This is a genomic window from Streptomyces albireticuli, from assembly GCF_021228125.1.
Lineage (GTDB): Bacteria > Actinomycetota > Actinomycetes > Streptomycetales > Streptomycetaceae > Streptomyces > Streptomyces albireticuli.
Genome location: NZ_JAJQQS010000014.1, coordinates 139,278 through 160,203, shown reverse-complemented (window position 1 = coordinate 160,203; position 20,926 = coordinate 139,278). Strand labels below are relative to the sequence as shown.

At 73.8% G+C, this 20,926-nt stretch carries 15 protein-coding genes; 9 read left to right on the top strand and 6 right to left on the bottom strand.

Features of this window, described 5'->3' with window-relative positions:
• Nucleotides 1-49: 49 nt before the first annotated feature.
• Nucleotides 50-790, bottom strand: coding sequence for a class I SAM-dependent methyltransferase (locus LUZ64_RS24555; RefSeq protein WP_232398748.1), 741 nt, complete (start codon nt 788-790; stop codon nt 50-52).
• Nucleotides 791-795: 5 nt separating this feature from the next.
• Nucleotides 796-1,497, bottom strand: a complete 702-nt coding sequence (locus LUZ64_RS24550) for an SAM-dependent methyltransferase (RefSeq protein WP_170116726.1) — start codon at nt 1,495-1,497, stop codon at nt 796-798.
• 313 nt (nt 1,498-1,810) lie between these two features.
• On the opposite strand from LUZ64_RS24550, the gene LUZ64_RS24545 reads away from it, so the two are divergent.
• Nucleotides 1,811-2,176 (top strand): DUF6233 domain-containing protein, encoded by a 366-nt coding sequence (locus tag LUZ64_RS24545; protein ID WP_143593089.1) that lies wholly within the window; start codon nt 1,811-1,813, stop codon nt 2,174-2,176.
• A gap of 236 nt (nt 2,177-2,412) precedes the next feature.
• Here the strand turns inward: LUZ64_RS24545 and LUZ64_RS24540 are convergent, their stop codons facing one another.
• Nucleotides 2,413-6,312: a type I polyketide synthase gene (locus LUZ64_RS24540; RefSeq protein ID WP_095581026.1), complete on the bottom strand. Its 3,900-nt coding sequence runs from the start codon at nt 6,310-6,312 to the stop codon at nt 2,413-2,415.
• Between the two features lie 674 nt (nt 6,313-6,986).
• Here LUZ64_RS24540 and LUZ64_RS24535 point away from each other — a divergent pair.
• The 5 genes from LUZ64_RS24535 to LUZ64_RS37240 are packed head-to-tail and all read left to right on the top strand — an operon-like array spanning nt 6,987 to nt 14,362.
• Entirely contained in the window at nt 6,987-8,258 is a 1,272-nt protein-coding gene (locus LUZ64_RS24535) for a phenylacetate--CoA ligase family protein (RefSeq protein ID WP_095581025.1), read from the top strand.
• On the top strand, nt 8,255-9,547 hold the full coding sequence (locus tag LUZ64_RS24530; protein ID WP_095581024.1) for an MFS transporter: 1,293 nt from the start codon (nt 8,255-8,257) through the stop codon (nt 9,545-9,547). The genes LUZ64_RS24535 and LUZ64_RS24530 overlap by 4 nt, the downstream gene beginning before the upstream one ends.
• Nucleotides 9,544-10,680 carry a GNAT family N-acetyltransferase gene (locus tag LUZ64_RS24525; RefSeq protein ID WP_095581023.1) on the top strand — a complete coding sequence of 379 codons (1,137 nt, stop codon included), beginning with the start codon at nt 9,544-9,546 and terminating at the stop codon, nt 10,678-10,680. Before LUZ64_RS24530 ends, LUZ64_RS24525 begins: the two co-directional genes overlap by 4 nt.
• Nucleotides 10,677-11,834 (top strand): LuxE/PaaK family acyltransferase, encoded by a 1,158-nt coding sequence (locus LUZ64_RS24520; RefSeq protein ID WP_095581022.1) that lies wholly within the window; start codon nt 10,677-10,679, stop codon nt 11,832-11,834. Before LUZ64_RS24525 ends, LUZ64_RS24520 begins: the two co-directional genes overlap by 4 nt.
• On the top strand, nt 11,831-14,362 hold the full coding sequence (locus tag LUZ64_RS37240; RefSeq protein ID WP_095581021.1) for an aldehyde dehydrogenase family protein: 2,532 nt from the start codon (nt 11,831-11,833) through the stop codon (nt 14,360-14,362). Before LUZ64_RS24520 ends, LUZ64_RS37240 begins: the two co-directional genes overlap by 4 nt.
• Before the next feature lie 120 nt (nt 14,363-14,482).
• Here the strand turns inward: LUZ64_RS37240 and LUZ64_RS24505 are convergent, their stop codons facing one another.
• On the bottom strand, nt 14,483-15,418 hold the full coding sequence (locus tag LUZ64_RS24505; protein ID WP_095581020.1) for a phosphotriesterase family protein: 936 nt from the start codon (nt 15,416-15,418) through the stop codon (nt 14,483-14,485).
• Between the two features lie 96 nt (nt 15,419-15,514).
• On the opposite strand from LUZ64_RS24505, the gene LUZ64_RS24500 reads away from it, so the two are divergent.
• A complete protein-coding gene (locus LUZ64_RS24500) occupies nt 15,515-16,081 on the top strand; it encodes a CGNR zinc finger domain-containing protein (protein WP_095581019.1) in 567 nt (188 codons plus the stop codon).
• A 136-nt stretch (nt 16,082-16,217) separates the two neighbouring features.
• Nucleotides 16,218-16,685 (top strand): MarR family winged helix-turn-helix transcriptional regulator, encoded by a 468-nt coding sequence (locus tag LUZ64_RS24495; protein ID WP_095579485.1) that lies wholly within the window; start codon nt 16,218-16,220, stop codon nt 16,683-16,685.
• A 119-nt stretch (nt 16,686-16,804) separates the two neighbouring features.
• Here LUZ64_RS24495 and LUZ64_RS24490 read toward each other — a convergent pair whose 3' ends face one another.
• Both LUZ64_RS24490 and LUZ64_RS24485 read right to left on the bottom strand, forming a co-directional pair.
• The gene (locus LUZ64_RS24490) at nt 16,805-17,914 is read right to left on the bottom strand and encodes a DNA polymerase III subunit beta family protein (protein ID WP_095579484.1); all 1,110 of its coding nucleotides are present in this window, start codon (nt 17,912-17,914) and stop codon (nt 16,805-16,807) included.
• 137 nt (nt 17,915-18,051) lie between these two features.
• Nucleotides 18,052-20,334: a terpene synthase family protein gene (locus tag LUZ64_RS24485; RefSeq protein WP_211304948.1), complete on the bottom strand. Its 2,283-nt coding sequence runs from the start codon at nt 20,332-20,334 to the stop codon at nt 18,052-18,054.
• A gap of 205 nt (nt 20,335-20,539) precedes the next feature.
• Here LUZ64_RS24485 and LUZ64_RS24480 point away from each other — a divergent pair, with 205 nt between their 5' ends.
• Nucleotides 20,540-20,902 (top strand): DUF937 domain-containing protein, encoded by a 363-nt coding sequence (locus LUZ64_RS24480; RefSeq protein WP_095579483.1) that lies wholly within the window; start codon nt 20,540-20,542, stop codon nt 20,900-20,902.
• The last annotated feature ends 24 nt before the right edge of the window (nt 20,903-20,926 follow it).

The following is a 20,926-nucleotide window of genomic DNA, read 5'->3' as shown; positions in this document are numbered from 1 at the left end:
GCACCGGGACGGAGCCACGCCGGTGAGCGGGCGTACGAGCGGCGTCGCGCTACGCGCGGCAACGCACCATCGCCACCGGCGGGTTCGCAAGGAAGTCCGCCCAGAACTCCGCCCCGAACGCCCGCACCCCTTCCTCCGGTACGGACATCGGCACCCATGTCACCTCGCCGAAGCCGGCCGCCGCCAGCGCCTCCTCGTACACCTCGCGCCGCGGGTAGTGGGTGACGAAGGAGACGGGCGGGTCGAGAAGGGCCGTGATGCGGGCCCGGGGGCCGATCGGGCCGTGCCCGACCGCCTCGTAGCGGAAACCGTACTTCGCGGTCGGGGGGCCGTCGAAGCGGAAGCCGGGAGCCTGGGTGAGGACGTGGAAGGCCCCGCCGGGCCGCAGGGCGCGGTGCGCCGCGCGGCACATGCGCGTCATCTCCGCCGCGTCCCGCGCGTAGTTGAGGAGGTAGACGGCGGTCGCGGCGTCGAAGGGGCGGTCGAAGGCGGGCAGCCGGGCCGCGTCGGCGACCGCGTACCGCACGCCGAGCGGGGCCCGCTCCTCGATCGCCCGCGCGACCGTCACCATCTCGGTCGAGACGTCGACTCCGAGGACGTCCGCGGCGCCGAGCCGGCGGACCTGCCGGGTGTAGAAGCCGGTGCCGCAGGCCAGGTCCAGGACCGAGGCGCCACGCACGTCACCGAGCATGCCGAGGAAACCGCCCCGCTCGGGGTAGCGGGCCAGGGGCAGTGCCTTGAAGCCCTCGTACGCCTCTCCTATGCCGTCGTACTGCGTCGTTGCGGCCACCCCCGTCACCGGTCGTCCCCCGCCACCCGGCGGAAGATCCCGACGAGGTAGGCGAGGCCCTCCACCGCGCGGGGCACCCGGTGGGTCGCGACGGGCGCGAAGCCGTGGGCGCGGACGAGGGTGGTGAGCTCCTCCACCGTGAACTCCCGGTACAGCCGGTCGCCTTCGTTGGCGTACAGGCCGCCGGCGCCGTCCGCGGCGTGGAAGACCGAGACGGCGAACAGCCCGTCGGGGCGGAGCAGTTCACGGATCCTGCGCAGGTACGGGCCGTAGGCGCCGGGGTGCTGGTGGTGGAAGCAGCCGTTGTCCAGCACCGCCTCGTACTCCGCGGCGCCCGGCAGGTCGAGCACGGCCGTGGCCAGGAAGCGGGCGCGGCCGGGCCACTCGACGGAGATGATCTCCCAGGCGGGCGAGGCGACGATGTCGACACCGGTCACCCGGTGCCCGCCGGCCAGCAGGAGCTCGGCGTCCCGGCCGTGCCCGGTGCCGAGGTCGAGCACCCGCGCGCCGCCCGGCCCGCCGAGGGCGTCCATCAGCAGCCCGGGGGCGCGGCGCATCGCCTCCTCGCCGGTCCACAGGTCGCGGCCGTCGGCGTAGTGGTCGTGGAAGTCGCGGCGCAGGACGGCGTCGTAGCCGGCCTCGTCGAAGGGGGTCGCCCGGGTGCGTCCGACCGTGTACCGGTCGGCTATCGGGTGGCTGGTGTCCATGCTGGGCCTCCTGTCGGGGAGAGGACGCGGACGGGCCGGCGCGAGGGGTGAAGGGCCGGTTCCCGGCATCGTAGGGCGGGTGGGGAGCCGCTCCCCGGGGCCGGGGAAGAGGTCGTCAACTCCACCTGATTAACCGGGCGGTGACCCTCTTTCGGGGGAACCCGGCGGCGGCCGGGAACCGGTCCGGGTGGCCCGTGCGTGGGGCGGACTCCCGGTGCCCCGGCGGGCCCGTCGAGCGGGGGCATATGCCGGGTCGGGGCAAGCCGAGCGACCCCGCCCCACCGGCCTCGTGCCGCTGCTACCGTCCCGCGACATGGAGCAGCTCTTCAGCCACGACGAACTCGCCCTCATCACGGCGGCAGCCGAGGAAGCGGGCATGGCTCCGCGCGACTGGGTCCGCGGCGCCGTCCTCCAATACCTCACGGAGGACCTCTACGAGGACGAACCGGCCCCCACGGGCGCCCCGTACCGGCCCGACCTGGAGCACGCCCGCTGGCCGACGACCGAGCACTGCCGGTCGGGCCGCCCGCTGCTCGAGCTGCACCACGCGGGGTGCTGGGTGCCGAAGGGCGACGAGAAGACGATGACGACGGCGCAGGCGCGGCAGGCGCTGCTGGCGGGGGAGGCGGGGGCGTGCGACGCGTGCCTGCCGGAACGGTTCCTTACTCCGGCGGTGTAGGCGTGGGGTTCCGCGCTGACGCACGGTGTCCTCAAGCGCCGGGCGGGCTGATTTTCAGCCCGCCCGGCGCTTGAGGACCGGGGTCCGGGGCGGAGCCCCGCCACGCGGCGGAGCCGCACATCGGACGCGGCGTGAAGGGGCCGTGAAGGGCGGGGCGGGGAACGGGCCCGCCGCAGGCGTGACCCGCCCGAGGACGGGACCACGCATCCCCGCACGGGCCACCCCGGGCCGCTACCTCACACCGCGACCCCCACCTCTTCCCGCGTCAGCAGCGATACCACGTGCCCCGCCAGCCCCGCCGCCGTCGGATAGTTCCACAGCACCGTCACCGGCAGCCGCACGCCCATCCGCTTCTCCAGCTGCGCGCACACCCGCATCGACATCACCGAGTCGAGGCCGAGGTCCGTGAGCGGCCGTTCGGGGTCGAGGTCGTCGACGGGCATCTTCATCTCGCGGGCCAGCCGCCCGAGGATCTCCGCGCGGACGCGCGCGGCGAGTTCGTCCCCGGGGAGGGCGCTCCAGTCCTCCGGTGCGGCGGCCCCGGCGTCCGCACCGGTCTCCGCCACGGCCTCCGTCACCGGCGTGCCGGCGGCGGTCTCCGCCGTCCCGTCCGCGTGCAGCGCCCCGAACCGGGTCCCCGGCAGCCACGCGAGCAGCCGCCCGGCGTCGTCGCTGACGGTGATGTCCACGGTGTCCGTGGCCCGGTCCACGAGGCGGATGTCGACGATGCCCGTCTCGGGCGCCTCGCCCACCACCCGCACCTCGCGGATCTGCGCGGGCATCCGGACCATGGGCGGGCCCCCGTAGATGATCGGGACGATGCCGAGCGCGGCGTCCAGCAGCGGCGCCCAGGTCACCTGGTCGCCGGGTACGGCCGGGGCGTGCACCCGGGCGCGGATGACGCCGTCGCCGGTCAGCAGCTCCTCGACCGTCCACGGCCAGGCGATGCCCTCCACGCCGATCGCGTCCAGCCGCCCGATCACGATCGAGGGGTCGGCGGGCGTGAGGCCCTCGGGCACCGGTACGGAGACGAGTCCGGCGGGGAACGGCGCGGCGTTCTCGTCCATCGTCGAGGAGGTGGTGTGCGTCAGCCAGTTGCCCGGACCCCGGGCCGTGTCCGCGGTGGCCGCCGGCCGGGTGCTCAGTCGAAGCGTCAGGCCCTCCTGGACGACCTGGACCTCGCGCGGGCTCGCGAGCGCGATGGGGAACTTCAGGGAGACGTCGAACAGCGCCTTGCTGCCGCCTTGTCCGGGCGCGGCCTCCAGGAAGGTGTGGATGATCGAGGAGGCGGGGACTATCGACGCGCCGTGCAGGGCGTGACCGCCGGGGAAGGGGCGGCTCGCGTCGTCGAGGAAGGTGTTCCACAGCCGCAGCCGGCCTTCCGTGGCGACGTCGACGGGCGGCCCGAGCAGGGTGTGTCCGGTGACGTCGTGCCGGTGGGCGAGGACGGCGCCGGCGGGCAGCACCGCGTCCCGCCAGTAGCGGCGGTGCTGCCAGGCGATCGGCGGCAGTTCGGCGAGGGTCGGGGCGGCCGCGTGGTGCCGGGACCAGTCGATGTCGGCGCCGTGGCTGTGCAGCGCGCCCAGGTTGAGCAGCAGCGTGCGCAGCTCGGGCCGTTCGCGGCGCAGGGTGTGCCCGACGTGCGCGCCCGTGACGCCGAGGTGGTCCAGGGTCTCGGTGACCGAGTGGGCGACCACCGGGTGCGGGGAGACCTCCAGGAACCGCCGGTGCCCGTCCTCGGCCGCGGCGGTCACGGCCTGGGCGAGGCGCACGGGGTTGCGCAGGTTGGCCGCCCAGTAGTCGGCGCCGTGCCCGGTGCGCGCCCGGGGGTCGTCCAGCGCCGTGCTGTACAGGGGCACCTCGGGCGTACGGGGCGTGAGGTCCGCCAGTGCCTCGCGCAGCGCCTCGGTGAGCGGGTCCATGTGGGGGCTGTGGAAGGCGACGTCGGAGTTGACGGAGCGTACGGGCACCCCTTCGGCGGCCCAGTCGCGGACCAGTGCGGCGACGGCGGCGGCGTCCCCGGACACCACGGAGGTGGCCGGTGAGGACGCGATCGCCGCGCAGACCGCGCCGTCGTCCGCGAGCCGGGCCGCCGTCTCCTCGAAGGGCAGCCCGACCATGGCCATGGCGCCCTTGCCCGTCACCTGGCGCAGCAGCGCGGAGCGGCGGGCGCTGAGCCGGGCGCCGTCCTCCAGGCCGAGGGCCCCGGAGACCACGGCGGCGGCTATCTCGCCGACGGAGTGCCCGATGACGGCGGAGGGCCGGTGCCCGAGGGCGCGCCAGACCTCGGCGAGGCCGACCTGCACCGCGAAGATCATGGACTGGGCGCGGTCGGTGGACGCGAAGTCCCCGGAGACGACGGCCTGCCGGGGCGAGAACCCCAGCTCGGCGCGGAAGACGGGCTCCAGCCGGTCGATGACGTCCCCGAACTCGGGCCGGGTGGCGAGGAGTTCGGACGCCATGCCGGCCCACTGGGAGCCGTGTCCGGAGAACACCCATACGGTGCCGGTGTCCGCGCCGGGCCGTACGGCGCCCTCCGCCACGCCGAACGCCTCCAGGTCCTCGGTGCCGTCCTCGGCGAGCGCGCGCAGGGCCGTCACCAGTTCGGCGCGGCCGCGGGCGACCACGGCGGCGCGGTGGTCGAGGTGGCTGCGGCGCAGGGCCAGGGTGTTGCCGACCGAGCACAGCGGGGTGTCGGGGTGGCGTTCCAGCCAGTCGGCGAGCCGGCCCGCGTACCGGACGACGCCCGGCCGGGAGCGGTAGGAGAGCGGGAAGACCTCGGGCACGGCCGGGTGCGGCTCCTCGGGGCCGCGGCTCGTCGCGCCCTTGCCGGCGTCCGCGGTGGGGGCCTCCTCCAGGACGACGTGGCCGATGGTGCCGCCGTAGCCGTATCCCGAGACGCCCGCACGGCGCGGGGTGTCGCCCTTGGGCCAGACCTGGTGTTCGGTGACCAGCCGCAGCCCCCAGTCCTCCCAGGGGATGTCCGGGCTGGGTTCGCTGGTGAGGACCGTCGCGGCCATCTCGGCGTGCCGCAGCATCAGCGTGGCCTTGATGATGCCCGCGACGCCGGAGGCCGGCTCGGCGTGGCCGATGTTGGACTTCACGGACCCTATCCAGCAGGGCTTGTCGGCGGGGCGGCCGGCACCGAAGACGGCGTGCAGGCCGGAGGCCTCGACGGGGTCGCCGAGCCGGGTGCCCGTGCCGTGCGCCTCGATGTAGCCGGCGGTGGCCGGGTCCAGGCCCGCCACCTGCCAGGCCAGCCTCAGCAGGTCGCGCTGGGCGTCGGGGTTCGGGGCCATGATGCCGCTGGTCCGGCCGTCCTGGGCCACGGCGGTGCCCTTGATCACGGCGAGGACGCGGTCGCCGTCGCGGCGCGCGTCCGACAGCCGCTTGAGGACCAGCACGCCGCAGCCCTCGGCCCGGCCGTAGCCGTCGCCCTCGGCGTCGAAGGGCTTGCTGCGGCCGTCGGGGGAGAGGGCGCCCGCCGCCTCCAGGGTCAGGGTGTAGGCGGGGGAGAGGATGATGTTCACGCCGCCCGCCAGGGCGAGGGAGGTCTCGCCGGTGAGCAGGCTCTGGCAGGCCAGGTGCACGGCCACCAGCGAGGCGGAGCACGCGGAGTCGAGGACGAAGCTCGGGCCGTGCAGGTCCAGGACGTGCGAGACCCGGTTGGCGATCCCGGTGAGCTGGGCGCCGATGCCGGTCCACGGCTCGATGCGGGGCAGGTCCTCCAGCAGCCGCCGGCCGTAGTCGTCCGAGCAGGTGCCGATGTAGACCCCGGCGTCGGAGCCGGCCACCGACCGGGGTGCCAGGCCGGCGTGCTCCAGAGCCTCCCAGGCGACCTCCAGGACCAGCCGCTGCTGGGGGTCCATCAGCTCGACCTCGCGCGGGGTGATGCCGAAGAACTCCGCGTCGAAACCGTCGACGTCGCCGAGGAAATTCCCGGGCCGGTCGGCCCGCCGCAGGGCCTCGGAGAACTCGGGACTGATCTTCGTGTACGGGCGCCACCGGTCCTCCGGTGTCGGTTCGACGGACACCTTGCCGCCGGACAGGAAGTCCCAGAACGCCTCGGGCGAGTCGATTCCGCCCGGGAACCGGCACCCGATGCCGACGAGGGCAACTGATTCTTGATTCTGCATGCCTGTCAATTCCGTTCGTCTCGGAAGGGATTCGTGCAATGACGGAAGAGGCGAAGAGGCGGGGGTACGGGAGTGCGCGGCGGAGCGGGCGCCGGGGTGCGTTCCTACGCGATTGCGGTGCGCCGGGAGAACCGTGGGGGCCGGCGCCGCGGAGCGCCCGGCAACTTCCGCCGGGAAAGTGTTCGTTGAAGGGCGGAGCGGGTGATTGCCACGTTCACACACCGTTCGCCCGCGGTCCAAGCGGGTCGGGGGAAATTGTCAACTCGGGGTTGGGCCGGGGCCGGACCGGACCGGCGCGGCGGGGAGGTCCGCGGAGGCTCCGCGAGTGGTGCGCGGGCCCGGCCCACGCGCTTCCGCGTCAGGCCGGTCCGCAGGCCGGGGGTGCGGTCGGGCGGCGGGTGCGGCGGTGGCGCCCCGTCGCCGGAGGGCCGCCGCGCGGGCCGCGGTCACCTCATTTGTATCACCGCTGCTTTCCGGCCAATCGCCGCCCCGTACGGCTCCCCGATTTGGCGGTACGTTCCGACGTGTTCCATGATGGGTGATCGTGCGTCAGTTGAAGCGCCCAAGTGACACGAGCCCACTGCACTTGGCTCATTGAGTATTCAACAGGTCAAGGCGAGTGCCGACCCCTCGCCGGGCCTGAACACCCTCTTCCCGTATCTAGGCAAGGCATCATGCCCGTCCATCAACTTTCGGACCTCATACGTTTCGCCCGTGAGAACTCGCCGTTCTACGCGAATCTCTACGCATCCCTGACACCCGATGTGGACTGCCTCACAGACCTTCCCGTGGTGGATCAGGGAGAGTTCTGGGCAGCCAATACCCTGCACGACAACCAGGTGCTGACCGCACCGCTCGCCGAGGCCGCCGTCTACAAGACGGGCGGCACCACCGGCGCCCCGAAATTCTCCTGCTACACCCGCGAGGAATGGCGGGAATTCGTCACCGCCTTCGGTGCCGGACTCGTCGACGCGGGCCTGAAGCCCGGTCACCGGGTGGCCGACCTGTTCTACGCGGGCGAGCTGTACGCCAGCTTCCTCTTCATCCTGGACTCCCTGGCCCACGCCCCCGTGGACAACGTCCGTCTGCCCATCGGCGGCGGTGCCCCGCTGGAGTCGACGGTCCCCACCCTGGAGGACTTCGCCGCCCAGGTCGTCGCCGGCACCCCGACCACCCTCTGCCGCCTCGCCGAGCACCTGGTCGCCCAGGACCGGCAGCTGCCCGCCGTGGAACTGCTGTTCTTCGGCGGCGAGGCGCTCTTCCCCGACCAGCGCCGGCTGCTCGCCCGGGCCTTCCCCAACGCCGAGGCGCGCTCCCTGGGCTACGCCAGCGTCGACGCCGGCCTCCTCGGCCGCCCCGTCCCCGGCCCCGACGCCCGTGTGCACCGCGCCTTCACCCCGCACTCGATCGTCGAGATCCTCGACGAGACGACCGGCGAGCCGGTCACCGAGCCCGGCCGCCCCGGCCGGGTCGTGGTGACCATGCTGTTCCGCACCCTGATGCCGATCATCCGCTACCCCGCGGGCGACCGCGCCGAGTGGACCGACACCGAGGCCGGCCACTTCCGCATCCTCGGCCGCGCCGAGGAAGGCGTCCGCGTCGGCCCCGTCTCGCTCTACTCGCAGGACGCGCAGGCCGCCGTCGAGGAGGCCGACACCGCCGGCCGCGTCATGGGCACCCAGCTCGTGGTGCGCCGCTGGGACGGCAAGGACGGCCTCGTCCTCCGCCTGGCGACGGCCCCCGGCGACGACGACCCCGCCGGCCTGGACGTCCTCGCCAAGGAGATCGTCGAGGGCCTGTACACCGCCCGGCCGCTCTACCCCGACAGCATGGCCGCCGGCTATGTGCACCCGCTGGAGGTGGAGTGGGCGCGCCACCGCGACCTCGCCGTCAACCCCCGCTCCGGCAAGCTGATCCGTGTGCTCGACGAGAGGCCGACGGCATGACCGCGCCCACAGCGGACCGCGGACTGCCCCTGGTCCTGCGCAACCGCGCCTTCGGCACCGTATGGCTCGGCCAGGTCCTCACCCAGGCCGCCGTGCGCATGTTCCAGGTCGGCATCTCCTGGTGGCTGGTGGCCTACGCCGTCAGCGGCGGCAACGGCCTCGCCTCCGGGCTCTTCATGGCCGTCAGCACCCTGCCCGCCGTGGCCCTGGCGCCCGTCGTCGCCCGCGCCGTCGCCCGCGTCGCCCACCGCTCGCTGCTGCGCGGCGCGGCCGCCTGCGCGGGCGCCGCCGCCACGGCCCTCGCCGTCTGGGCCTGCGCGAGCGACCTGCCGATCGCCGCCGCCTACGCCGCCACCCTCGCCCTGGCCACCTGCCAGGCGTTCTTCGACCCCTGCCTGACCACCTCCGTGCCCGAACTCGTCGACGACGAGGACATCGAGGCCGCGACCGGCTTCGAGCTGTCCACCCAGTCGCTGGCGAGCCTGGGCGGCGCGCTCCTCGGCGCCCTGATCGTCGACCGCGCCGGAGTGGCCGGCCTCGCGGTCGGCTGCGCGGCCGCCTATGTGACGGCCGCCGCGCTCCTCGCGACCGTACGCTTCCGCACCCCCGGACAGGGCGCGGGCGACGGCGACGGCGCCGCCCCCGAGCCGCGGACGCTGCGTCAGGTCCTGTCCGGACTGCCCTTCGTCCGGAAGATCCTGATCAGCTTCACCGCCGCCAACCTCTTCACCACCGCCGTCTTCGTCGTCATCCCGCTCTACACCAAGTCCGTGCTGCACGGCGGAGGCGGCACCGTCGCCCTGCTGGAGGCGTCCCTCGGCGCGGGAACCCTGATCGGCTCCTTCACCGGCGCCCGCGTGCCCGGGCGGCCCACCGTCGTCGGCGCCTGCGCCCTGGCCACGATGGCCGTCGCGCTCGGCCTCCCCGGCCTCGTCGGCGAGCGGCCCGTCATCGCCGGCTGCCTGGCCGTCGCCGGCTGGTGCGTCGGCGTCATCGGCGTCCGCTTCGTGGCGCTCTTCCAGCGCCTCGTGCCCGCCGGCGACAAGCCCGCCTTCTTCGCCGTGATGCAGGCCGTCCTCGGCGCGACCTTCCCCGTCGCCTCCCTGCTGTTCGGCCTGCTGGGCGACCACCTGCCCGTACAGACCCTCTGCCTGCTCCAGGCCGCCGGGCTGGTCCCCGCCGCCCTCGCGCTGGCCCTGCTGCGCGAGAACGCGCCGGAGCACGGGTCACCGGAGGAGGCCCCGGCCGAGCCGGAGCTCGTCGCCGACGCCGCGGGAGGCGCGCGATGACCTTCACCGTCGAGCGCGCCACCACCGCCGACATCGCCGACCTGCGCCAGCTCTACTACGCCGTCTACGGCCCGCACTACCCCACCGCGCTGGGCACCGACCCCGCCGAGATGTCCCGCCTCATCCAGGACCCGGACACCCTCTGGCTAGTCGCCCGCGGCGGCCCCGGGGACGCCCTCGCCGGCTCGGCCGCCATCCACAGCGAGCCCGGCAGCCGCCTCGGCCGCCTCGAAGGCCTCGCCGTCCACCCGGACCAGCGCGGCTCGGGGCTGGCCGGAGCGCTCACCGAGGCCCTGTGCGCCCGGATGTTCGCCACCGACCGTCTCGACTCGGTCTACGCCACCGTCCGCACCGTCAGCGCCGGCCCCCAGCGGGTCGTCTCGCGGCACGGCTTCCGGCCGCTCGGCATCCTGCCCAACGCCGTGGACCTCAACTGCCGCGAGAGCCTCGCGCTCTACGCGCGTCACGCCGAGGGCGTCCTCGACCGGCGCGTCCCCGTGCCCGAGGTGCCCGCCTCCCTGACCCCGCTGCTGCGCACCGTCGAGGGCAGCCTCGGCATCAGCTACGCCGGCACCCGCGCCACCGCGCCGAAGCCCGCTCCCCCCGGCCCCACGACGGCCCGGCTGGAAATGATCGAGGCACCGGCCTTCGTGCGCCGCCGCTTCCAGGAGCGCTTCCCCGACGCGGACCGCTGGTTCTACCCCCTGCACACCCCCAACATCCTGCTGACGCCCGACGACGGCGGCTTCGAGGTCTACGCCTACCTCAACCGCGTCGGCGGCTACTGCGCCCTGGTCACCGCCCACCCCGACCCGGCGGTCGCCGCCGGCTGGCTGGAGCCCGTCACCCGCACCCTGACCCGCGCCGGCGCGGGCTACGTCGAGGCGCTCGTCCCGCTCGACCACCACGGCGGGCTCTCCGCCTTCGCCGCCCAGGGCTTCATCGCCGGCGCCCTCTACCCGGCCATGCGCCGCGACGGCGACGGCTTCCACGACTACGTCGTGATGTCCCGCACCACCGAACACATCGACTTCCACGGCGTGGTCGTCGACGCGCCACTCCAGCCCTTCCTCGATTCCTATGTGTCGGCCTGGGCGTCGACGTACCTGCCCTCACGTGAGGTTGCCTCATGACCCCCTCGAACCCCCATCTCGCCCCTGTCGACGTCCCCGACGCGGCCGCGCTCGCCCGGGTGCAGCAACTGTGCGACCTGACCGAGCCCTACGTCTCCGGCCCCGCCGAGGACGAGCTGTTCGCCGCCGCCATGGCGGAGACCAACGCCTGGCACCGCGACCGGTCGCCGTTCTTCCGCGGCCTGTACGACAGCGAGCGGCCGGACACCCCGTACGACGCCCCGCTGATCCACGCGAACTTCTTCAAGCGCCACGAAGTGCTGTCCATCCCCATGGACGACGTCGACCTGCACCTGACCTCCTCCGGCACCACCGGACAGAAGTCACAGATGTTCTTCGACCGGTGGACCATCCGCTCCGCGCAGCGCATGGTCGCCCGGATCTTCGACCACAACGGCTGGATCACCCCGGACCAGGAGGTCAACTACCTCCTCTACAGCTACGAGCCCGCCCGCGACCTCAAGCTGGGCACCTCGTTCACCGACAACTACCTGTGCGACTTCGCCCCCGCCCGGCAGGTCGAGTACGCCCTCCGCAACACCGGCAACGGACATGAGTTCGACCCCTTCGGCTCCATCGCCGCGCTGCGCCGCTTCGCCGAGGACGACGTCCCCGTCCGCATCCTCGGCTTCCCCGCCTTCCTCTGGTTCACCCTGGAGCGGATGAGCGCCATGGGCCTGCCGCCCCTGCGGCTGCCCGAGGGCTCCCTGATCATCCTCGGCGGCGGCTGGAAGGGCCACACCGACCGGCAGATCGGCAAGCACGAGCTGTACGCCCGCGTCACCGAGCAGCTGGGCGTCCCCTCCGAGCGGATCCGCGACACCTTCGGCTCCGTCGAGCACTGCGTCCCCTACATCGAGTGCGCGCACCACAACCTCCACGCGCCCGTCTGGTCCCGCGTGTTCATCCGGTGCACACGGACCCTCGAACCCCTCCCGTACGGCGAGAAGGGCTACCTGCACCTGGTGTCGCCGTACATCACCTCCGTACCGGCGCAGAGCGTCGTCATGGGCGACCTCGCCTCGCTCCACCCGGGCGAGGAGTGCGGCTGCGAGCTGACCACCCCGTGGTTCACGATCCACGGCCGGGCCGGAGTCAGCCGCAACCGCAGCTGTGCCGTGGCCGCCGCCGAACTGATGAAGGGAATGTCATGACCGACGCAGCGCTTCCGACGTCCGGGGCGTCCTCGACGCCTCACCACCACTACTGGCAGGGCGCCTTCATCGGTGACGACGAGGCCGCCCGCCGCCTGGCCACGCTGCCCGCCGCCGTCGAGGCCGCCCTCGCCGCACCGCTGGACACCGAGACCCTCCTCGCCGCCTGCGACGCCCTCGCCGCCGCCCTGCGCGACCCCGACGGCGCCGTCCGGGCACGGCTCGCCCCGCACCTGCCCGCCGACGAGGACGGGGACGTGCTCGCCGAGCTCGCCGCCTTCCTGGAGCGCGGCGCGCTGACCCGCAAGCTCCGCCGCGAGCTGGGCGGCACCGCACCCGAGCGGCTGACCCGGCCCGACGCCAAGGAGACCGTCTACGAGGCCTGGGCACCGGTCGGCCTCGTCGCCCACATAGCCCCCGGCAACGCCGCCACCGTCGCCCCCCTCAGCCTGATCGAGGGACTGCTCGCCGGCAACGTCAACATCCTCAAGACCAGCAGCGCCGACACCCTCCTCGCCCAGCACCTGCTCGCCGAGCTCGCCGCCCTCGACCCGACCGGCGCCGTCGCCGAGCGCGTCGTCGTACTGCGCTTCCCCTCCTCCCGGCAGGACTGGCTGCGGCAGATGTGCGCCCCCGCCGACGCCGTCGCGGTGTGGGGCGGCGAGGCCGCCGTCGAGGGCGTCGCCGCCCACGTCCCGGCCGGCTGCCGTCTGGTGGAGTGGGGACACAAGATCTCCTTCGCCTACCTCACCCGCGACGCCTGGGCGGACGAGGCCACCCTGACCGCCCTGGCCCAGGACGTCTGCCTCTTCGAACAGCAGGCGTGCTCCAGCCCGCAGGTCGTCTACCTCGACACCGAGGACACCGACGAGCTCCACGCCTTCGCCGGCCGCCTCGCGCGGGCGCTCGCCGCCTGCCCGGCACCCGCCGAGGAGGACCTCGACCCCGCCGAGTACGCCGAGCTCACCACCACCGAGCACCTCGCCCGCCTGGAGGAGCACCTCGGTCTCACCAAGGTGATCGCCGCCCCCGACGGCACCTGGCGCGTCATGGCCGACGTCCGCCCGGCGCTCACCGCCTCCCCGCTGCACCGCAGCGTCTGGGTCAAGCCGCTGCCCCGCAAGAACCTCATCGCGACCCTGCGCCCCATGCGCCGCTACCTCCAGACCGCGGGCCTCGCGGGCGGCCGCGCGGACGTCGCCGAGCTCGCCGCGACGGTCCTGGCCGCCGGCGCCACCCGCGTCACCCCCGTCGGCGCCATGACCGCCGGCTACTCCGGCGAGCCGCACGACGGCGTCTACGCCCTCCAGCGCTACAGCCGCCGCGTCGCAGTCCAGGCCGACGAGCGCTTCGCCACCACCGCCTGCCTCGACGACCTGGCCCGCCCGGCCGCCTTCCCGCCGCCCTCCGGGCCCCTGCTGGACAAGGCCGCGGTCCAGGAGCTCAACGACGGCGTCGACCGGCGCGACGCGGAGCTGTACTTCCGCAGCGGCGGCAGCACCGGCACCCCCGCCCTGTCGCTCTTCACCTACGACGACTACGACACCCAGATGCGCGCCGCCGCCCGCGGCCTGCTCGCCGCGGGCTACGACCCGGCCCGCGACCGCACCGCCAACCTCTTCTACTGCGGCGGCATGTACGGCGGCTTCATCAGCTTCTTCTCCATCCTGGAGCGGCTGGGCGGCACCCAGATGCCGATGGCCGCCGGCCCCGACCACCGGGCCACCGCGGAGATGCTCGTCGCGTACGAGGTCGACACGCTCTTCGGCATGCCGTCCTACCTGTGGCAGCTGCTGCACGAACAGGCCGGCCTGCTGCGCGCGTACGGCGGCATCCGCAAGATCTTCTACGGCGGTGAGCACTTCACGGCGGAACAGCGCCGCACCCTCACCGAGGAGTTCGGCGTCGAGGTCGTCCACTCCATCACCTACGGCAGCACCGACCTCGGCCCGCTCGGCTATCAGTGCACCGAGAGCACGGGCAGCGTCCACCACCTGCACGCCGACCTGCACACCCTGGAGATCCTCGACACCGACGCCGACCGGCCCGTGGCACCGGGGGAGACCGGCCGGCTGGTGTTCACCACCCACGCCCGGCGCGGCCAGCACCTCGGCCGCTACGTCATCGGCGACCTCGGCCGGGAACTGCCCGGCCGCTGCCCCTGCGGCAGCCACGCACCGCGCTTCGAGCTGCTGGGCAGGCTCGGCGACGTGATGCGGGTGGCGACGTACTTCCTCAACCACCGCCGGTTCACGGCCATCGCGGAGGAGCGCCTCCGCTACAGCGGCGAGCTCCAGATCCTGCTGGCCGGCAGCGGGAACCGCGAGTCCCTCACGGTCCGCGTGGAGCGCACCCTGGCCGTCGGCCCGGACGAGGCGCGGGACGCCTTCCTGGCGGACTACCCCGAGCTGCGGTCCGCGGTGGACGAGCGCCTGCTCGACCTCGGCGTCGAGGTGGTCGACGGCGCCGACCTGGAGCGCACCGCGACCAGCGGCAAGCTGCGGTCGGTGGTCGACACCCGGCGCTAGCCACGACCGCTGACGTGTGGGGCCCGGCGGCCCGAAGAGGCCGCCGGGCCCCACACGCGCGTCGGAAGCCGGACGGCGGTCCGGCCGGTGCGCGGTCCGTGCCGCGCTCCCTGCCGCTCCTCAGTGCCAGTGCGCCGCGAACGCGCGGGCCGGATTCCCGACGAACACCCGCGCGGCGAACTCCTCGCCCAGCTCGGCCGCCAGCGCCGGCCGCAGGGTGCTCAGCAGATACGGCATCCCCGGCCCGCCGCCGACCGCGCGGGCGGCCGCCGTGGTCGTGTCACCACCGAGCAGGATCCGGTCGGCGTGCCCGGCCTCCGCGAGCGCGGCAAGCGAGTCGAAGAGCCGCCAGTCCGTGGGATGGTGGGCCCGCGAAGGGCCGTCGAAGGCGAGGTACGCGCCCGAGCGCGCCGCCGACAGCTGCGCCCGCACATCGGCGGACCGGCCCGGATGACCGAGGATCACCCGGTCCGGCGGCACCTCGCCCTCGCCGCAGAGCACGTCCAGCACCGCCGGGGCGCCCGTACCCAGTTCGAGGTGGACGGCCACGGGCGCGCCGGTCGCGTGGTGCGCCTCGGCGGCGGCCGCCATCACCCACCGGGCGTGGGCGTCCAGCCCGTGGAACCCTCCCGCCACCTTGATCAGACCCGCCCGGACCGGCGCGGTGGTCAGGTCCTCGACGAACAGCCCGGCCAGTTCCGTGCGTATGCGGCCGAGCAGCTCAGGGTCGTAGTGCACCGCCTGGTGCAGCCCCGTCGCCGCGACCAGGCGCACGCCCGTGGCCCGTGCCAGAGCGGCGAGTTCCCCGCGCCGGCGCCCCATCCCGCGCGGCGTCCACTGCACGACGGCCCCGCCGCCCGCCTCCCGGAACGCCCGCAGCTCCGCGCCGGCGGCCACCGGGTCGGCGAGCTCCTGGCCGGGCAGCAGCGGACTGCGGAGGAAGAGGTGGTCGTGGGCGTCGCAGACCCCCAGTCCGCCGGGCGGGACATCGCCGAGCACCGTGCGGACGACCGGTCCCCCGGCCGGTCCGGCCAGGGGTGCTTCCTGCGGATTCATGCCGTTCCCTCTCACTCGTCCCCCGGGGCGGGGCATGGATGTAACGCTTCACCCGTTACGCATTCACTGTAACGGGTGAAGCGTTACGCTGATCCCATGACGGACGACGACGCGCGGCAGGCCTTCCGCTTCGACTGCGGTGCCACCTGGCTCAATCTCCTCGCCACTCGTGGCCAGGCGTTCGGGGCCCGGCCCGTCGAGCGCGTCGCCACCCCCGAACGGCTGGGGGAGTGGCTGGAGCGCAGCGAGCTCTCCCCTGTCCGGCCGCCCGGCGAGGCCGACCTCCGGCGGGCCCGCGAACTGCGGGAGACCCTGCGCCCGCTCGCCCTGGCGACCGTCGCCGAGGACCCGCCGCCCACCGAGGCCCTCGCCGCGCTCGAACGCTTCCTCTCCGCCACCCCCGACCCCGTGCGCCTCGTCGCCGGCGACCGCCTGCGGCGTGAACCCCCGCCCACGACCGCCGCCGCGCTAGCCCGCATCGCCCGTCAGGCCGTCGACCACCTCACCGGGCCCGACCGCCACGCGTTGGCCGTCTGCCCGGAGCACGACTGCCGGGGCGTCTTCGTCAACGCCGGGGGGCGGCGCAGGTGGTGCCCGTCACCGGCCTGCGCGAGCCGGGGGCGGGTGCGGGCGCTGCGGGAGCGACGGCGGGCGGGTGAGTGAGGGCGGGGCGCCGCCGGGGCGAGCCTCGCGGGCGGCTCTTCCCGCCCGGCCGGCCCGGCCCCTCCGCCTTGACCTCGACCGGGCTTCAGGTTCTACGGTGTCCATGTAAATGATCATTCGTAGGGGGACACCGCACATGACCACCGAGCACATGTCCGACGCACAGCTCGCCGCGCAGCCGGCCGCGTACTGGACCGGAATGGCCTACGAGGCCCTCATCGGGTTCACCCGAGCCCAGCTGGTCGAACTCGGCATGTCCCAGCCCCAGTACTGGCTGCTGCGCAATCTGTCGAAGCATGACATCTCGCCCGACGGTCACGGTATGACCGTCCCCGAGCTCCAGCAGGCGATGAGCTCGTACATCAGGCCCGAGGACGACCTGGAGGCCGATTCGGAGGTCCTGCTCGGACGCGGCTGGCTCACTCGCGACGACGAGGGGCGGCTGTGGATCACCGATGAGGGGGACGAGGCCCGCGCCGCCCTCCACCCGCGCATCCCGGCGATCCGCGACCACATCCACCAGGGCATCGACGACAGCGACTACGTGGTCGCCCTGAAGGTCCTCCGGCAGATGATGCGGAACGTCGGTAGCGACATGCCCTGATGACTCGTCACGCGTCCGGGTGGCCCCTCCGTTCCGTGAGCGGAGGGGCCACCCGGAGGCAAAGGCCGTTCGGCTCGGGCGGCCGCCCGAGCGGTCGCCCCGCCCCGGCCCCCGCCGTCTCAGTCGTTCGCCACCGGCTCCGGCGCCACCGGCATCACCAACGTCGTGAAACTCCCCTGATCCGCCGAGCGGACGATCACCGGTGTGGCCACCGTCGCCACCTCCAGCAGCACGTCCGGCCCCACGCTCGTCTCCAGCGCGGGCACCAGCACGGCCGGGTCGAAGAAGAGCCGCGGCGGCGGCGCGTCCTGACAGATCACGGGCAGTGTCCGCGTACCGCCGCCGGGACCGGCGCCCTCGTCGCGGAGGGAGACGGTCACCTCGTCCCGCTTCCAGTCCAGCGCCACGGCCGCCGCCTCGCCGAAGCTCTCGACCGCGTCGCGCAGGGCCGTACGGCTCACGACCACGCGGTGCGCGGGCGGGGCCATGGCGTCCAGCACCCCCCGGTACATGGGGAAGTGACCCTCCTCCGTGGGCAGTTCCCGCTCCTCGCCGGTGCCGGTGCGGACCCGGGCCCCCTCCGGGCCGAACTCCAGCGTCACCTCGACCGCCCGCGCGGCCCACTGCCCGAGCCCGACCAGCTCGGCGGCCGGCACCAGCACACTGCCGGAACCGCCCTCCGCCTCCAGCGGCCGCAGCACCCGCACCGACAGCCGGAACCGGTCGGTCGCCACCAGCCGCACCTCGCCCGCGTCGACCTCGACGAGGACGCGGCCCAGCTCCGGGTACTCCGGGTCGGTGGCCGCCGCCGGCACCACCTGCCGCACGGCGCTGGCCAGTTCGGCGCCCCCGAGCCGCACCCGGCAGCCGCCGGCCTTACCGGCCGCCGCCTCGTCCCACCGGCGCAGCACCGCGGCTATCGCGGCCCGCGCGGCCTCCGACTGCTCCCGCACCGTGCCCAGGTGCCGCTCCAGCAGCTCCCGGCCCACCTCCTCGGGGCCGTCCAGCACCACGGCGATCCCGGCCAGCGGGAGCCCGGCCTCCCGGAGCCGCCGCAGCAGCCGCGCGCGGTCCTCCTGGTCCGGACTGTAGAAGCGGTAGCCGGTGGTGCCGTCGACCCGTGCGGGGGTCAGGACCCGGCAGTCGTCGTAGAAGCGGAGGGCGGACGGCGCGAGGCCGACCCGGCGCGCGAAGGCGCTGATGCCGAGCAGTTCGGTGGTGTCGTTCATGGCCGTGATTCTGGACGTTCAGGCGGCTTGAAGGTCAAACGACCGCCGGTGGGTCCGGCCGCCGCCCACGGCCGGGGAGGCGCGGGCGGCGGCCGGGTTCACGCGCGCGATCCGGTCGGGCACCGGCCGCGGGCGGGTCAGGCGAGTGCGCGCACCCCGGCCGCCGTTGCCCGCAGCAGCTCCGTGAGCCGGGCGGCCGAGGTCCCCGGACCGGCCGGCGCCCCCACGGGCGGTGCCGGCGGGGCGGCGTGCCGCAGCAGGTCCTCCTCGGCGTAGCGGCGGCAGCCGTCGTGCCAGTGGAGGATCCCGGACATCCAGTTCTTGAGCTCCTCGGCGTAACCGTCCAGGGTGTCCCGCACGGCCTGGCCGAGCCCGAAGTCCTCGTAGAAGGCGGGCAGCTGGACGCCGACGACGTGCTGGAACTCCCGCATCCGGGAGTTCATCAGGTCGGCGACGATCCCGAGAGCCTCGGTGACCCCGCAGTCGAAGAAGTTCCGCACCACCACTACGGCGTTGTGGAACTCGCCCTCGAACTCGACCTCCTTCTGGTACGAGAAGACGTCGTTCATCAGGCAGGCGTAGTCCATGGCGGCGTTCTCCATGGCCGTGACCGGCCGTGCCGCGTAGATCTCGGGCGGCACGGTGTTGCCGTGCCCGAGCCGGGAGAGGGCCTTGGTCATGTCCGAACCGAAGGTCTGGCGCCGCATCTCGACGTAGTCGACCGGGTCGGGGATCCGGTTCTGCTTCTGGTTGGACAGCTCCCACAGCCAGCTCTCCAGCATGGCCTCGACCGTGGCGCGGAAGACCCGGCGCCCCTCCGGGTCCAGACCGCCGGCCGTACGCGGCCACAGGTCGGCGAGGCCGCGCTCCAGCGGGCCGAGCGGTGGGGCCGTGGGGGAGAGGTCCAGCGGCATGAGCGCCAGCAGCCGCTGGTGACCGGCCCAGGCGGTGGCCATGTCGGGCGTGCGGCCGTAGAGCATCGGGTAGTAGTCGTCCGCGTATGTGCCCCAGGTGAGCCAGTCGGTCGTCAGCTCCAGCTGCGCGGCGTCGGCGTCGGGGTGGATGCCCGCGGAGCACAGCGGGAGGTCGTAGTCCTTGAGCTTCGCCTCGTCCCAGACGCCGGAGCCGGGGATGCCCGGCACGGCGTCGAGGATGCCCGTGCGCCGGCTCCACTCGAGGTTGTGGCGGCGGTTCGCCTCCAGGTGCGGGCTCAGCCGCGTCGGGTACGGCATCCGGAAGTCCGGGTGCGGGAGCGGCCCGACGGCCTCGAAGGGGACGTGGGAATAGCGGCGCAGCCGGGCGGGGGACGAGGCCACCAGCGAGTCCACCAGCCGCGCCGTCGACGTGCCGAGGCCCGACGGGACGCCCAGTGGCTCCCCCGCCGCCGCGACGACGGCCGCCGCACCGGTGTCCGCGGTGTCCCTCGCCGGGGCGCCGTTCATGTACCGGCTGGAGCGCATGTGCCACTCGTGCCCGCCGGACTGCCAGTCCTGGAGCCCCTTCACATAGGCGAGGACGTCGGCGTGGGCCGCGAGGTCCATGCCGTGCTCCCGCAGCAGCGGCCCCACCTCGGTGAGCGCCGTGTGCTCGAACTGCTGGAGCCGGGAGGTCAGCAGTTCGTTGACGGAGTCGGCCGCCTGCTGGGTGTCGCAGCCGAGGAACTTCTCCAGCACCAGGACGGCGTTGGCCAGCTCGCCCTCGCTCTCGGTCTCGCGCTGGTACGAGAAGAGGTCGTTGCGCAGGTGCACCCCGTCGGCGAACGTGTCCTTCAGGACCCGCATCGGCCGCGTCGCCGCGATCGCCGCGGGCACCTCGGCACCCACCGCGTGCTCGACGAGGTTCGCCGACCAAGGGGCGCCGCCCACCTTGCGGCGCATCTCGATGTACTCGACGGGGTTGGAGACCCGGCCCTCGGTGATGTTGGCGAGCTCCCACAGCGACTCCTCCAGGAGGTGCCGGGTGCTCTCCTTGAAGCGCCGCCGCCAGTCCTCCGACATCACCGGGACCGTACGGGCCCACAGATCCGCCAGGCCCGCCTCCACCTGATTGGTGGGCTCCGGGAACCCGTCCTCCAGGCGGATCGGCATGAAGTCCGGCAGCCGGTCCAGATACGCCTTGGCGCCGGGGGTGTCGCCGGAGCGCTTGAAGATGTCCAGGAAGTGGTCGTCGAAGAAGAACACCCAGACGTACCAGTCGGTCACCAGGGAGAGCTCCGTGGCCGAGGCGTCGGGATGGGTATAGGCGCACAACAGTGCGTAGTCATGGGAGTCGTACGCCGCTTCGTCCCAGATGCCCGATCCTTCGATCATCTGCATCTCGCGGGCCCACGCCTTGGAATGCGTGCGGGCGCTCTCCAGGTGGGGGTTCAGGCGTGCCGGGTACGGCATGTAGAAGCGGGGGAGCTCGAAGGGCTGCGACATGGACGACCACGCTAGGACGTACGAGCGCCGCGCATAGATCGTGAAGTCGTACTTCCGCTCGATGTGGTGAAAGCACCGGCCGCCCGGCTTAAGGATCTTGCGGGCCGTCTGCCAGGCACGGCGCGGCCCCGGCCCCGGTTCCCGGAGGTGACCAGGGGATCACCTTGAGTACCGAGACCCGGTTCCCGGGGCTAGGGTCGGGCGCATGGGTGATGAAGCGCTGCGCAAGGACGTACTCGACGAACTCGGCGAGGACCGCATCCAGGAGCTCGCGGGCGAGCTCGGCACCGACAGCGACGGCGCCAAACAGGTCGTGGAAGCCACCGTCGACGCCCTGCCCGAGGACCTCACCGGCGCGGCGGCCGCCCCGGCCGGGGCCGTGGGCCTCGGCGGCCTGGGGGGCGGGCTCGGCGGCGGTCTGCTGTCCGGTGTGCTCGGCAAGATCACGGGCCCGGTGGCCAAGGCGGTGGCGAAGAAGACGGGGCTGCCGGAGGCGTCGGTGGCGCGGGCGCTGGAGCTGCTGCTGCCGGTGGTGATGACGACGATCGCGAAGCGCAGGCGGCGGTAGCCGCGGCCGGGTGCCGGGAGGGCC